The organism is Rhodococcus tukisamuensis NBRC 100609 (assembly GCF_001894985.1).
Classification (GTDB): Bacteria; Actinomycetota; Actinomycetes; order Mycobacteriales; family Mycobacteriaceae; genus Rhodococcus_G; species Rhodococcus_G tukisamuensis.
Genome location: NZ_BCXG01000009.1, coordinates 117,985 through 130,930 on the forward strand (window position 1 = coordinate 117,985; position 12,946 = coordinate 130,930).

Sequence of the window (12,946 nt, forward strand, 5' to 3'; positions counted from 1 at the left end):
ATCCGACAGGCGGGGACGGCGGCCCGCTCTAGTCGAAGCCGCCGCCGCCGAGGGGGGCGTCGATCCGGACCACCCGGTCGTCGGTCGGGCCGGGCTGACCGTCGGTCTTGTTCTCGGTGGACACCCAGATCTGGTCCTGGCCGCCGAGTCCGGCGCCGCGCAGCTTCCCGTACTTGTCCTGCGCCACCAGCGACGGTGCCGCCGTCACCGCGCCGGTCTGCGAGTCCAGCGTCAGCACGGCGAGTGCGTTGGCGTCGCTCAGCGACACCGCGACCGCGGCGCCGCCGGCGACGCATCCCGCGACGCCCGGCCGGTCCGGCCACGACCACACCGGCACCCCGGACGCGCCGTCCGCGGTGATCCGCTGCAGCCGGTCCTCGAGCGGGGTCCGGTCGGTCACCCAGACGGCGCCGCCGTGCGGGTCCACACAGACGTCGCCCGCGGTGCCGACACCGGAGAGCGCGACGCGGGGGGCGGACGGCCCGGTGACGGGGGCCGGCCCCAGCGTGGTGACCCGCAGCAGCTTGCCGGCCAGGGAACCGGGATCTGTTGCGGCAGAAGGGTTCCCGGCGTCACCGGTCAACACCAGGAGTTCGCTCGGTGAGCTGAAGGCGAGTGCGCCGGTGTTGCCGACCGGGCCGCGCGGAATCCCGGTGAGCACCTCCTTGGGCAGGTCCCCGGGCGCGATCCGGACCACCCGGTTGTCGAACGACGTGCTCACGTACGCGTAGAGCAGGTTGTCCTCCGCATAGGTGGGGGACAGGGCCACGTCGAGCAGGCCGCCGTCGGCGGAACCGTCCACATCGAGCCGGGCGACCTCGGCGGGAGGTTGGCCGGGGGCGACGCGCAGGATCCGGCCGGTGCGCCGCTCGGTGACCAGTGCGGTCTGGCCGTCGGGCAGCATCGTCAGGCTGCCGGTGGTGTCGAGGCAGGTCGCGACGACGGACGGGTCCGCGTCCTCGCACGGGGCCAGCGGCCGCGGGGAGGTGCTCGGGGCGGGGCTCTCGGCGGTCGGCGCCGGCCGGCCGGGCGCGGTGTCGCCGCCGGGTGCGAAGGTCGGCACCGGGGTGAACGGGGTCGACGCGGTGTCGTCGAACTTCGCGCAGCCGACGACGGACAGCCCGATCAGTGCCGTCGCTGCGGTGCGACGCAGTGCCAGTGCCGCAGTCGACGGCCGTCCGCGTGAGACTCCCATGCCTTCGAACGGTACGGAAGTGACGGCCGGTGCGGCGCGCCGACCCTCGCCATGCACCACGGGCTGCCCGCGCGCTCTACCCTGTCACCGTGACACAGAAGCCTCGCGACGTCTCCAGCCCGTTCGACCACCCCACCGAGCGGATCCCGACCACCGACGAGGACCTGGGTCTGCTGCCCACCGAGCAGATTCCGACCTACAACGGTCCCGCCCTCCCGGCTGCCCGCCGGACCCCCGAACCGGTCACGGAGTACGTCGCAACGGCATACACGGAACCGGAGTACGTTGCGGCGGAGTACGAGTCGCCGACCCGCACCACCGAGGTGCTGCCGACCGGCGACGCCTACGACGTCGACGGCTCCTTCGCCCTCGAGGAGCCGTACGTGACGCCGGCGCCGACCGTCGTGGCACCCGCCCCGGCTCGACTCTCCGCGGAATCGGACCCGGCCGCCGCCGCGTCGCATGCCGCGGTTGCCGCGGCGCCGCGGGGCACCCTGGACCTCGGACTGTTGGTGCTGCGGGTCGCGGTCGGCGCGCTCGCGCTCGGGCACGGCCTGCAGAAGCTCTTCGGCTGGTGGGGCGGACCCGGCCTCGACGGCTTCGAGACCACGCTGGTCGAGGCGGGGTTCGACCAGGCCCGGCTGCTCTCGATCCTCGGCGCGGTCGCCGAGGTCGCCGGCGGTGTGTTCCTGATCGTCGGGTTGATGACGCCCCTGGCCGCCGCCGCGGTGCTCGTGGTGATGATCAACGCCTGGTGTGTGCGGCAGGTCGCCGAACCGGGCCTGCAGTTCTTCGCCCCGGCGGGTGTCGAGTACGAGACCCTGCTGGTGGCCGCCCTGATCGCGGTGATCCTCTGCGGACCCGGCCGGATCGCCGTGGACGGCGCCCATCGGTGGGCCACCCGCCCGCGCACCGGATCGGCGCTGGCGCTGATCCTCGGCGTCGCGGCCGGGGTGTGCCTGTGGATCTTCCTGGACGGCGCCAACCCCCTGATCTGAGTGACCAGGGGGCTGGCTGAGAGGTGAGTGAGGTCAGACGGGCAGGCTGGCCCGCTCGGGTTGCGGCGCGGGCTCCACCGGGGCGTTGAGGCGCCGGCCGAGGACCGACTTGCGGTACCCGTAGGAGAAGTAGACGGCGACGCCGAGCGCCATCCAGACGACGAACCGGATCCAGGTCTCCACCGACAGGTTGAGCATCAGCCACAGGCAGGCCAGCACCGCGACGATCGGGACGACGGGCATCAGCGGGACCCGGAAGCCACGCGGCAGGTCCGGCCGGGTGCGGCGCAGCACCATCACCCCGATGCAGACCAGGACGAAGGCGAACAGGGTGCCGATGTTCACCATCTCCTCGAGGGTGCCCATCGGGAAGAAACCGGCCAGCAGGGCGACGACGCCGCCGACGATGAGGGTGATCCGCACCGGGGTGCCCTTCTTGCCGGTCTTCGCCAGGCCGCGGGGCATCAGCCCGTCCCGTGACATCGCGAACAGCACCCGGGTCTGGCCGAGCATCATGACCATCACGACCGTGGTCAGGCCGGCAAGCCCGCCGAAGTTGATGACCCACTGCGCCCAGGTGATGCCGTGCGCCTCGAAGGCCGTGGCGAGCGTCGCACTGCTGTCGCCGACCAGTGGGCTGCCGCTGCGCAGGTCGGTGTACTTGACCATCCCGGTCAGCACCAGGGTGACGCCGACGTAGAGCACGGTGACGATGGCGAGGGAGCCGAGAATGCCCCGCGGCAGCGCCTTCTGGGGGTTCTTGGTCTCCTCCGCGGTGGTGGCCACGACGTCGAATCCGATGAACGCGAAGAACACCAGGCTGGCGGCGGCGAGCAGGCCGTACCAGCCGTAGGTGCTGCCGCCGGCGCCGGTGAAGAACGAGAACAGCGACTGGTGCACGCCGCTGGCGGTGCTGGCGGCGCCCTCGGCGGGCGGGACGTACGGCGAGTAGTTCTCCTTCTTGACGTAGAACGCGCCGACCACGATGACGAGCAGGACCACGATGATCTTGATGGCGGTGATGACGGCCGAGACCCGCGAGGAGACCTTGGTGCCGATGGCGAGGACGAGGGTGATCGCACCGATGATCACCAGGGCGCCCCAGTCGAAGGCGATCGGTCCGAGATGCGCGGTCGTGGACCCGGCCGCGCCGATCACGTTGCCGAGGTACAGCGACCAGCCCTTCGCGACCACCGCCGAGGCGAGCGCGAACTCGAGGATCAGGTCCCACCCGATGATCCAGGCCACGAACTCGCCGAAGGTGGCGTACGAGAAGGTGTAGGCGCTGCCGGCCACCGGCACGGCGGACGCGAACTCGGCGTAACACAGGGCCGCCAGCCCGCACGCCGCGGCGGCAAGGACGAAGGCCAGCGAGATCGACGGCCCGGCCACGTTGCCCGCGGTCCGCGCGGTCAGCGTGAAGATGCCCGCGCCGACGACCACGGCGACGCCGAACACCGTCAGGTCCCAGGCCGTGAGGTCGCGCCGCAGGCGGGTGCCGGGTTCGTCCGTGTCCGCTATCGACTGTTCGACTGATTTCGTTCGCCAGATGCCTGCTCCGGGCATGGGTGGACTCCTTGCTGTGCAGCCTGCGGCCTCGTGGGCCGGGAAATGGGCGGTGTCACCGAAGGCGATCGTAGGTGGACTGTGATCCAGGTCTCAGTGGCGAGACGAAGGGAATCATCCGAGGGCCCGCGGCGGCAATACCCGGCGGACAAGTTGAGCAGGATGCTCACCTCGGTGCGCCATCCGTCGACGCAGCTGCGCTCCGTGCGCAGGCGGATCGGCGGCCGCGCGGCGTGCGGCCCAGCGGGGTTGACAATTGTGTGACGCCGCTTACAGTTCTTCTCCGGCGGGGTCCCGCCGGAACGTGCCACAAGTGCCGTAAATCATTGCCCCACAGCGAGTCAGCCCCACGAGGGTGGACTCGTCGCGGGCGGAGTATCACAGGAGAGCGTCATGAGCGTCGTGAATTCGCTGGCCGATCAGGACTTCGAGCAGCTGTCGATCCGCCGGACGGAGGGCGGATTCGCGAGCATCGTCGCGGTGCACGACACCACGCTGGGCCCGGCGCTGGGCGGGGTCCGGATCCGCAAGTACGCCAGCGACGAACTGGCGGCCACCGACGCCATGCGGCTGGCGCGCGCGATGACCTTCAAGGCCGCCCTGGCGGGCCTCCCGCTCGGCGGCGGCAAGAGTGTCGTCAACGCCGACCCGTTCAGTGACAAGACCCGGGACCTGCTCGAAGCGCACGGCCGGCACATCGGAATGTTCGGCGGGCGGTACATCCCCGGGGCCGACATGGGCACCGGCAGCGCTGACCTCGAGGTGATCGGCCGGTACGTGCCGCGGGTCTCGAGTGCCGGGCGTGACCCCTCGCCGTACACCGCCCGCGGCGTGGTGGCCTCGATCGCGGCGGTGGCGTCGCACCTGGGCCGCGACGTCGAGGGGCTGCGGGTGGCGGTGCAGGGCGCAGGCAACGTGGGCCTGGGCATCGTCGAGCAGCTGACCGCGCGCGGGGCCACCGTCCTGGTCGCCGACCCGGATCCGGTGCGGGTCGAGAAGGCAGTGGAAAGCTTTGGCGCGCAGCCGAGTCCGCTGTCCGACATCCTGCACGCCGAGGTGGACGTGGTCTGCCCGGCGGGACCGGGGCAGGTGGTCGACCATGCCGTGGCGAAACGGCTCTCCGCGGTCGCGGTGGTGGGTGCGGCGAACAACATGTTGGCGGAGCCGACGGTCAGCGCTGCGCTCGCTGCCCGTGGCGTCGTGTACGTGCCGGACTTCGTCTCCAACTCCGGCGGGCTGATCTCGTGCGAGGCGGAGGTGAACGGCGTGAGCGACTTCGTCGACCGGGTCGACCGGATCGGCGAGGTGGTGCTCGAGATCCTCGACTACGCCCGCGTCGTCGGGGTGGACAGCGACACGGCCGCGGTGTCGCTCGCCCGCCGGCGGATCGCCGAGTTCGCCGCGGCCTGAGCGGCCGGCCGCGCCCCGGTGGGTGGGACCCGCCGGGGCGCGAGCGGGTCGGCAGCAGCACTTTTCGGCGTCCGTGCGGTGGGTAGGATGGGCCAATGGCCGACGAGACGCCCCCCTTGCCCACGCTGGGGGAGATGATTCGCAGACAGCGCGAACTGGCGGCCCTCCCGATGCGGCAGCTCGCCGAGATGGTGGGCATCTCGAACCCCTACCTGTCCCAGATCGAACGCAACCTGCGTGAGCCGAGCGAGCAGGTGCTCGAGTCGATCGCGGACCACCTGAAGATGTCCGCCGACCTGCTCTCGGCCCGGGCGCACCGCGGCGACACCGACGGCAAGCCCGAGGTGGTCGTGGCGATCCGCAGGGACAAGGACCTCACGAAGGCGCAGCGCGCCGCGCTGGAGGAGATGTACACGACCTTCCGCGAGATGACGGTCGCCAACCGGCGCCGTGGCCGTGGCCAGGCCGGTACCGACTAGCCCCGCCGGGCCGATACGACGGCAACGTCCCGCAGCAGCGGAAGCCACTGCCGGCGAAGCACTTCCGTCTCGCACACCATGCCCAGGTGGCCGGTGTCCGCGGTGATCCTGGTGACGGACTCCCGGGGCGTCGAGACGAGGTCGGCCAGCGCCCACAGTTGTGTGGGCGGCGTGACGGTGTCGCGGGTGCCGGCGAGGAGGAAGAGCGGGCACTCGACGGCGGCCAGGTCGATACGCTCGCCGCCGACCGTCATCTCGCCGCGGGCGAGTTCGTTGCGCAGGAACAGGTGCTCGAGCGTCCAACGGTAGAGCGCCGTCGGAACGTCCTGCGGATGGTTGATCCAGTTCCGGAACGCGGTTTCCGCCTCGACCGCCGCCGGATCGTCGATGGCACCCCACAGCGCCATCATCCGACCCCATTCGGTCGGCCACTCCGCCAGGTTCAGAGCCGCTGCCTGGGTGCGTCCGGACTGCAGCAGGTCCCAGGGCAGCCCACCGACCACGCCGGCACCGACCCTGCTCCGTCCCGCCCGCATCCAGGCAGTGCGTTGCGCGTCGACTCCGCGTTCGCAGTCGATCGGTGCGGATGCCACGGTCAGGGTGGCCACGGATTCGGGGCGCCGGGCGGCGTGCGTCGCGGCCAGCCAGCCGCCCTGGGAGAAGCCGACCAGGTTGACCCGGCCGCCGAGTGCGGTGACGGCCTCGTCGAGCACCCGGAGGTGTTCCTCGATGCCCCAGTCGTCCTCGGCCGCAGTCGGATCGAGCCATTCGATGCAGTGCAGGTCGTCCAGGCCGGCCTCGAGGCAGGTGCCGAGCAGGCTCTGCCGGGGGGACAGGTCGACGACGCACGAGGTCTGCCCGGATCGGGGCGGCACCACCAGGGTCGGAAGGATCGATCCCGGTCCGGCCGCGGCCGCGGTGGAGAAGTTCCGCAGGCAGGCCTGCGTCCAGAGCTTTTCGGTGACGCTGTCGTGGTGGAAACGCGGCGGCGACCGGTGGAGTACTACCTGCCAGAACACCGCGGCGTCGGCAAGCGGTCCCCACGGAGCCCGATCGCGGCGCAGCGCGCCGCGTGCGTACCCCGTCCAGCTGGTGACGGCGGCCTCGGCGACTTCTCTGATCACGCGCATGCGTTGCTTTCTGTAGTTGTGGACAAAGACGGCGCGGTCCCCGGCAGGAGTGAGTGTGCCTGCCGGGGACCGCGCCTGGTGCGCCGCTCTGTCCTACTTGAGCATCTCGCGGGCCGCGGAGGTGGCGGTGGCGCTGAGGCCGGAGACCAGGTCGGCCTGCGCGTTGACGACGGCCCCGACCCAGTCCAGGCCCGACGCGCCGGCGAGCTTCTTCTGGAACTCCGTGACGGTGCCCAGCGACTTCTCGTAGCTGTCCAGGGTCAGCAGGCTGGCCTGCTTGGCCGCGGCGTAGACCTTCTCGTTGAAGTTCTGTGCGCGCTCGGCGCTCTCGTCGACCGCCTTGGTGACCCGCTCGGTGGTCGCGTCGACGACCTTGGTGACCCGCTCGGTGGTCGCGTCGACGACCTTGGCGGCGCGAGCGGCGCTGGCGTCGACGACCTTGGTGGCGCTCTCGACACTGGCGTCGATGGTGCTCTGAGCGGACTTCGTGACGGTCATGGCTACTCCTCGTGGTGATCGGATGTGCGGTGGAATCGCGTGTGCGGCAACAGTCCTTGCCCGCCTACGGCACGTTAGCAGGTTAGCATGATCACTGCTAACTCTCCAGGGTTGCGGTCAGCTGAACACGTACGTGCCCGGTGCGGCGCCGAGCACCTTGTGCCCGGGTCCGCCCATCGGCGGCGGAGCCTGCAGCGCGCCGGCGCGCTGGTTGGACCAGGTCGTCCAGTCCGCCCACCACGACCCCGGGCTCCGCTTCGCCTTCTCTCGCCAGGTCTGCGCGTCGGCCGGCAGGGCGGGCGCCTGCTTGGCGTCGGGGGACCCCAGTGCCTCGACCCAGCTCTTCTTCCCGGGCGGGTTCACGATGCCGGCGATGTGGCCGCCGTTCGAGAGCACGTAGCGCACGTTGCCGCCGAACAGCCCCGCGCTGGCGTACGACGACGCCCACGGCACGATGTGGTCGTTCTCCGCGCCGATGACGTACACGTCGTTGGTGAAGTCGGACAGCGAGATCTTCTCGTCGCCGATCGTGAACTCGCCCCTGGCCAGTTCGTTGTCCCGGTAGAGCGAACGCAGGTAGCGGCTGTGCATGGCGGCCGGCATCCGGGTGGAGTCCTCGTTCCACACGAGAAGGTCGAAGGCGGCAGGCTTTTCGCCGAGCATCCACCGGCTGACCCAGTAGCCGAAGATCAGGTCGTTCGCGCGGAGCAGATCGAAGGTCAGGCTCATGTCCTCGCCCGCGAGGTAGCCGTTCTTCCCCATGATGATGTCGATCTTGTACAGCGTCTCCGGGTCGGAGATCAACCCGAGTTCACCCGGCTCGCTGTAGTCGAGGAGCGTGTTGATCAGGGTCAGGGTGCCCATCCGCTGGTCGCCCTTGCCGGCAAAGTGCCCGGCCGCGATCGCGGACATGGCCCCGCCGAGGCACAGGCCCGCGATGTCGACCCGCGGAGCCCCGGTGATCTCCAGGACCGCGTCCATCGCCGCGTCGATGCCCTGGTCGAGGTAGTCCTCGAACGTCACCGCGCCCATCGACTCGTCCGGGTTCCGGTACGACATCACGAACACGGTGCGGTGGTGCTGGACGGCCCACTCGAGGTAGCTGCGGTCCGGACCGATGTCCATGATGTAGTACTTGTTGATCCAGGGCGGGCAGGCCAGCAGCGGGATCTCGTGCACCTGTGTGGTCTGCGGCGCGTACTGGATCAGCTCGATCATCTCGTTGCGGAAGACGACCTTGCCCTCGGTCGCGGCCATGTTCTCGCCGACAGTGAAGGCGTCATGGTCCACCCGCAACGGCCGGCCGCCGCGCTTGACGAGGTCCTCCAGCGCGTAGCCCGCGCCGCGGACCAAGGACTTGCCGCCGGTCTGGATCGCCCGGGTGAGCACCGTCGGGTTCGTCAACGGCGAGTTGGTCGGGGCCGCCGCGTCGAGTGCGAGGTGCGCGAACTGGCGTGCCTTGGCCGCGGTGAACTCGTCCTCGGTGCCGGCGTCGACCAGGTCGTCGACGAAGGTCCGAGTGGTCAGGTAGGACTGCAGCAGGGCGAAGTACGCGGGGTTCTCCCGCCACGCGGGATCGCGGAAGCGGTTGTCGCACTCGCTCACCGACTGCGGCGCCGAGGCCTCGGTGCCGAGGGCGACCCGCAGGGTCGCCGGCGGAATCTGGGCCAGGGTCCGTGCCAGCCGGCCGGTCGCCGCCGTCACCTCCGCCGGGTTCTTGATCGCGTTCTTCGACACCGACCCGGTTGCCGAGAACCAGCCGACGGGGTCCACCTTGGCGCCGATCCGGCGCTGCAGATTCTCAAGCATTGCCGCCACCGTTCGTCTCATTCGTGCCATTTGTCGTCGAGTCGGGGCTGTCGCCGAAGTAGCGCAGGATCATTTCGCACACGCAGACCGGCCGGTCGATGCCCGCCACGTCGAAGGTCAGCTTGACCGTCAACTGGTGTCCACCCGGGACCGGATCGACCGACAGCACGGTGGCGGTGGCGCCGACCTCGGAGTCGACCGGGACGGGGGCGGGAAAGCGCACCTTGTTGAGTCCGTAGTTGATCACCTGCACGGAGTCGGTGACCTCGAGGATGCCCCAGAACAACTCCACGGCGAGCGACAAGGTCAGGTAGCCGTGCGCGATGGTGGTGCCGAACGGGCCCTGTGCGGCTCGAACGGGATCCACATGGATCCACTGGTGGTCGTTGGTCGCGTCGGCGAAGGTGTCGATGCGTTGCTGCGATATCAGTACCCGGGAAGATCCCGCGAGCACCTGCCCCTCGAGATCGGCAAGGTCGCACATCGTCACCCTGTGCACTGCACAGCCAACGGTATTACTGGTGCTCATTTCATCCCCTGTGTCGATTCCCAATTGCATCCAGACGCACCCCGTGGATCCATTTTCGGGGAAAACAATTCAGTGCATCTGGATAACGAAATACCAGGGCCTCGGAATTGTGGCCGAGGCAGACGGTAAGCGATGTGCACGGAGGACGCCAGACATGTGTCTCGGCTGGAGGAGCCGGGTCGATGCCCAGTCGGGGGCGCGTTTCGTGGTCCCGTTGTCGCATTTCTCCGGATTGTCTGCCGTAAGAAACTGCGAAGCTACCTATGGGTAGAAATCGCGGTTCATTCGATACTTCGCGGTAAATTACCGAAAAGTAGTATTGCGCCGAATTATGTGTGAACTTACGTATCTCAAAACTAGAATTCTGGGTGCAAGTATGCGGTCAGCACGCCTTATTTGATTACGTCACACGGTGTCCGCGGGCGCCCGGCGCGGCCGGACGTGACCGGCGGCGGGCGGGGTTCGGGTGTGGCTCCCGTGCGGGTTTCCGTCGCCCGGCGGCGGGTCGAGGTCGGCCGTGGGCGTCGCCCGAGGCCGAGCGCGGGGCATCGGTGCGAGCTCTGGGATGTCGGCGGCCGGCGGATGAATTCATGTGACGGAACTAACAGTCAGGTGCCGACAGTGACGGAGGTCGGACACTGCGGCAAGCACCCTCGCGACGCCCCGGGCGCACGACTCGGCCCCGCCACCCACCGCGTCCGAACGGGACGGGAGGGTGACGGGGCCGAGGGATTTCCGGGGCTGCCGGTTGCTCAGGGGACGTAGCGGACGGCGCCCTTGTCTGCCGACGTGGCGAGCGCGGCGTAGGCCCGCAACGCGGTCGTGACGGTGCGCTGACGGTCCACGGGCTGCCAGGGGCGCTCGGAGGTCTCCATCTTCGCGCGACGCTCGGCGAGCACCGCGTCGTCGACGAGGATCTCGAGGGTGCGGGTGGCGACGTCGATGCGAACCTGGTCGCCGGTCTCCACCAGGCCGATCACGCCTCCGGCGGCGGCCTCCGGCGAGATGTGCCCGATGGACAGTCCCGAGGTGCCGCCGGAGAAGCGGCCGTCGGTGATCAGGGCGCACTCCTTGCCCAGGCCCGCGCCCTTGAGGAAGGCGGTGGGGTGCAGCATCTCCTGCATGCCCGGCCCACCCTTCGGTCCCTCGTAGCGGACCACCAGGACATCGCCCGGCTTGATCTTCTTCTGCAGGATCACCGAGACGGCCTCTTCCTGCGACTCGACGACGAGCGCCGGCCCCTGGAAGGAGAACAGTTCCTCGTCGATGCCCGCGGTCTTGAGGATCGCGCCGTCGACGGCGATGTTGCCGCGCAGCACGACCAGGCCGCCCTCGACGGTGTAGGCGTGCTCGACGTCGCGGATGCAGCCGCCCGCGGGGTCGGTGTCCAGCGCGGACCAGCGGTTGGCCGTCGAGAACGGCTCCGTGGTGCGCACCCCGCCCGGCGCCGCGTGGAAGAGTTCGAGCGCTTCCTCGGAAGCCTTGCCGGAGCGGATGTCCCAGGTGTCGAGCCACTCGTCGAAGCTCTTGGTGTGCACCGTCGAGACGTCCGTCTCGAGCATTCCGCCGCGCCGCAACTCGCCGAGCAGGGCCGGGATTCCGCCGGCCCGGTGCACGTCCTCCATGTGGTAGTCGGAGTTGGGGGAGACCTTCGACAGGCAGGGGACCCTGCGGCTGATCGCGTCGATGGTGTCGAGGTCGAAGTCGACCTCGCCCTCCTGGGCGGCGGCGAGGGTGTGCAGCACGGTGTTCGTCGACCCGCCCATGGCGACGTCGAGTGCCATCGCGTTGCGGAACGCGGCCGGCGTCGCGATGTTGCGGGGCAACACCGAGTCGTCCTCGTCGCGGTAGTACCGGAGCGCGGCCTCGACGACGACGGTGCCGGCGCGGGAGAACAGTGCGCGCCGAGCCTCGTGGGTGGCCAGCGTGGAGCCGTTGCCGGGCAGTGCCAGGCCGAGTGCCTCGGTGAGGCAGTTCATCGAGTTCGCCGTGAACATGCCGGAGCAGGAGCCGCAGGTGGGGCACGCGCTGCGCTCGACCTCGTCGAGGCCTTCTTCGGAGACGGCGTCGTTGGCGGATGCGGAGATGGCCGTGATCAGATCGGTGGGAGCCTGTGCGACGCCGCCGACGACCACTGCCTTGCCGGCTTCCATCGGTCCGCCGGAGACGAAGACCGTCGGGATGTTCAGGCGCATCGCGGCGTTGAGCATGCCGGGGGTGATCTTGTCGCAGTTCGAGATGCAGACGAGGGCGTCGGCGGTGTGCGCGTTCGCCATGTACTCGACCGAGTCGGCGATGATCTCGCGGCTGGGCAGCGAGTAGAGCATGCCGCCGTGACCCATGGCGATACCGTCGTCGACAGCGATGGTGTGGAACTCGCGCGGGACGCCGCCCGCCTCGCGGATCGCCTCGGCAACAATGTCGCCCACGTTCTTGAGGTGCACGTGGCCGGGCACGAACTGCGTGTAGGAGTTCGCGACGGCGACGATCGGCTTGCCGAAGTCGGAGTCCGTCATTCCGGTGGCGCGCCACAGGGATCGGGCTCCGGCGGCATTGCGGCCGATGGTGGTGGTGCGTGACCTCAACGGGGGCATGGGGTGTCCTTCACTATCTGGGGATCCGCTGGTGTGGGGATCGGTCGACGTGACGCGAGCGTAGGCACCCGGCCTGCGGGGGCTGCCGCAGAACGGACCGCGATGACATCAACGGACCGACCGTGTAGACGTCGAGTGCTGTCGGCGCAACGGTACTCGCGTCTCAGTGGGCGTCGGTGTCCGGCTCGGTGCCGGTGGGGCCCTCGGGCTCGGTGTCGGTCTCGGCTTCTGCCTGCGCGGCTTCGCGGGCGGCGCGGTCGGCCGCGGCGTAGGGATCGGTGACCCGGCCGCCGCTGGCAGCGGCCAGTTGGGGGAGTCGGCCGAAGGTGACCACGGGGAGCGTGACCTCGTTGCCGTCGGTCAGCTCCGCCCGGGCCCAGCCGTGCTTGGGGAAGCGGAAACCCTTGAGCTCGCTCCATTCGATGTTCCGGCTGGAGAACATCCGGTGCACTCGCAGGCCGTCGGGGGAGACGACGGTGCGCACCCGCAGGGTCCACACCAGGACGGCGACCGGGACGAGCCACAGGACGGACACCCAGGGCGGGCTCGCGAAGATGACGAAGGTGAGGCCGAACGCCAGCAGGAGGACGGGCAGGATCGAGAGCTTGGAGATGTGTATGGACTGCTCGACCGGTTCGGCGGTGTGGGAGGATGGGCGTGGTGGCACGGGCTGCGATGGGGATGACACAGCACCATCCTCGCATCGCCGCCAGCGCTCTCACATTCTGGGACAGAGAA

11 protein-coding genes are annotated in these 12,946 nt (G+C 69.7%); 3 read left to right on the plus strand and 8 right to left on the minus strand.

Annotated elements, in window-relative coordinates; translation table 11 throughout:
- Positions 1–28: 28 nt before the first annotated feature.
- Entirely contained in the window at positions 29–1,195 is a 1,167-nt protein-coding gene (locus RT2_RS12565) for a PQQ-dependent sugar dehydrogenase (protein WP_072845129.1), read from the minus strand.
- 89 nt (positions 1,196–1,284) lie between these two features.
- Between RT2_RS12565 and RT2_RS12570 the strand changes: the two genes are divergently transcribed.
- Positions 1,285–2,193 (plus strand): DoxX family protein, encoded by a 909-nt coding sequence (locus RT2_RS12570; RefSeq protein ID WP_072845130.1) that lies wholly within the window; start codon positions 1,285–1,287, stop codon positions 2,191–2,193.
- 33 nt (positions 2,194–2,226) lie between these two features.
- Here RT2_RS12570 and RT2_RS12575 read toward each other — a convergent pair whose 3' ends face one another.
- Entirely contained in the window at positions 2,227–3,759 is a 1,533-nt protein-coding gene (locus RT2_RS12575) for an amino acid permease (RefSeq protein WP_072845131.1), read from the minus strand.
- Positions 3,760–4,152: 393 nt separating this feature from the next.
- Here RT2_RS12575 and RT2_RS12580 point away from each other — a divergent pair, with 393 nt between their 5' ends.
- Together RT2_RS12580 and RT2_RS12585 are read left to right on the plus strand one after the other, a co-directional pair.
- Positions 4,153–5,169, plus strand: a complete 1,017-nt coding sequence (locus RT2_RS12580; RefSeq protein ID WP_072845132.1) for a Glu/Leu/Phe/Val family dehydrogenase — start codon at positions 4,153–4,155, stop codon at positions 5,167–5,169.
- A gap of 95 nt (positions 5,170–5,264) precedes the next feature.
- Positions 5,265–5,648, plus strand: coding sequence for a helix-turn-helix domain-containing protein (locus tag RT2_RS12585; protein WP_072845133.1), 384 nt, complete (start codon positions 5,265–5,267; stop codon positions 5,646–5,648).
- On the opposite strand, the gene RT2_RS12590 is transcribed toward RT2_RS12585, so the two are convergent.
- The 6 genes from RT2_RS12590 to RT2_RS12615 form a co-directional block, all read right to left on the minus strand.
- The gene (locus tag RT2_RS12590; protein WP_072845134.1) at positions 5,645–6,778 is read right to left on the minus strand and encodes an alpha/beta fold hydrolase; all 1,134 of its coding nucleotides are present in this window, start codon (positions 6,776–6,778) and stop codon (positions 5,645–5,647) included. The two genes, RT2_RS12585 and RT2_RS12590, sit on opposite strands and share 4 nt — an antisense overlap.
- Positions 6,779–6,871: 93 nt before the next feature.
- A complete protein-coding gene (locus tag RT2_RS12595; RefSeq protein WP_072845135.1) occupies positions 6,872–7,276 on the minus strand; it encodes a hypothetical protein in 405 nt (134 codons plus the stop codon).
- Between the two features lie 117 nt (positions 7,277–7,393).
- Positions 7,394–9,085 (minus strand): PHA/PHB synthase family protein, encoded by a 1,692-nt coding sequence (locus RT2_RS12600; RefSeq protein ID WP_072845182.1) that lies wholly within the window; start codon positions 9,083–9,085, stop codon positions 7,394–7,396.
- Complete coding sequence (locus tag RT2_RS12605; protein ID WP_072845136.1) at positions 9,078–9,614, minus strand: MaoC family dehydratase; 537 nt, start codon at positions 9,612–9,614, stop codon at positions 9,078–9,080. The genes RT2_RS12600 and RT2_RS12605 overlap by 8 nt, the downstream gene beginning before the upstream one ends.
- Positions 9,615–10,366: 752 nt before the next feature.
- On the minus strand, positions 10,367–12,208 hold the full coding sequence (ilvD, locus tag RT2_RS12610) for a dihydroxy-acid dehydratase (protein ID WP_072845137.1): 1,842 nt from the start codon (positions 12,206–12,208) through the stop codon (positions 10,367–10,369).
- Between the two features lie 163 nt (positions 12,209–12,371).
- On the minus strand, positions 12,372–12,875 hold the full coding sequence (locus RT2_RS12615; RefSeq protein ID WP_072845138.1) for a PH domain-containing protein: 504 nt from the start codon (positions 12,873–12,875) through the stop codon (positions 12,372–12,374).
- Between the last annotated feature and the right edge of the window lie 71 nt (positions 12,876–12,946).

Excerpts from the sequence above, each read along its gene's own strand:
- RT2_RS12565 (WP_072845129.1), bottom strand. The coding sequence starts at position 1,195 with ATGGGAGTCTCACGCGGACGGCCGTCGACTGCGGCACTGGCACTGCGT.
- RT2_RS12575 (WP_072845131.1), bottom strand. The coding sequence starts at position 3,759 with ATGCCCGGAGCAGGCATCTGGCGAACGAAATCAGTCGAACAGTCGATA.
- RT2_RS12580 (WP_072845132.1), top strand. The coding sequence starts at position 4,153 with ATGAGCGTCGTGAATTCGCTGGCCGATCAGGACTTCGAGCAGCTGTCG.
- RT2_RS12585 (WP_072845133.1), top strand. The coding sequence starts at position 5,265 with ATGGCCGACGAGACGCCCCCCTTGCCCACGCTGGGGGAGATGATTCGC.
- RT2_RS12590 (WP_072845134.1), bottom strand. The coding sequence starts at position 6,778 with ATGCGCGTGATCAGAGAAGTCGCCGAGGCCGCCGTCACCAGCTGGACG.
- RT2_RS12595 (WP_072845135.1), bottom strand. The coding sequence starts at position 7,276 with ATGACCGTCACGAAGTCCGCTCAGAGCACCATCGACGCCAGTGTCGAG.
- RT2_RS12600 (WP_072845182.1), bottom strand. The coding sequence starts at position 9,085 with ATGCTTGAGAATCTGCAGCGCCGGATCGGCGCCAAGGTGGACCCCGTC.
- RT2_RS12605 (WP_072845136.1), bottom strand. The coding sequence starts at position 9,614 with ATGAGCACCAGTAATACCGTTGGCTGTGCAGTGCACAGGGTGACGATG.
- ilvD (WP_072845137.1), bottom strand. The coding sequence starts at position 12,208 with ATGCCCCCGTTGAGGTCACGCACCACCACCATCGGCCGCAATGCCGCC.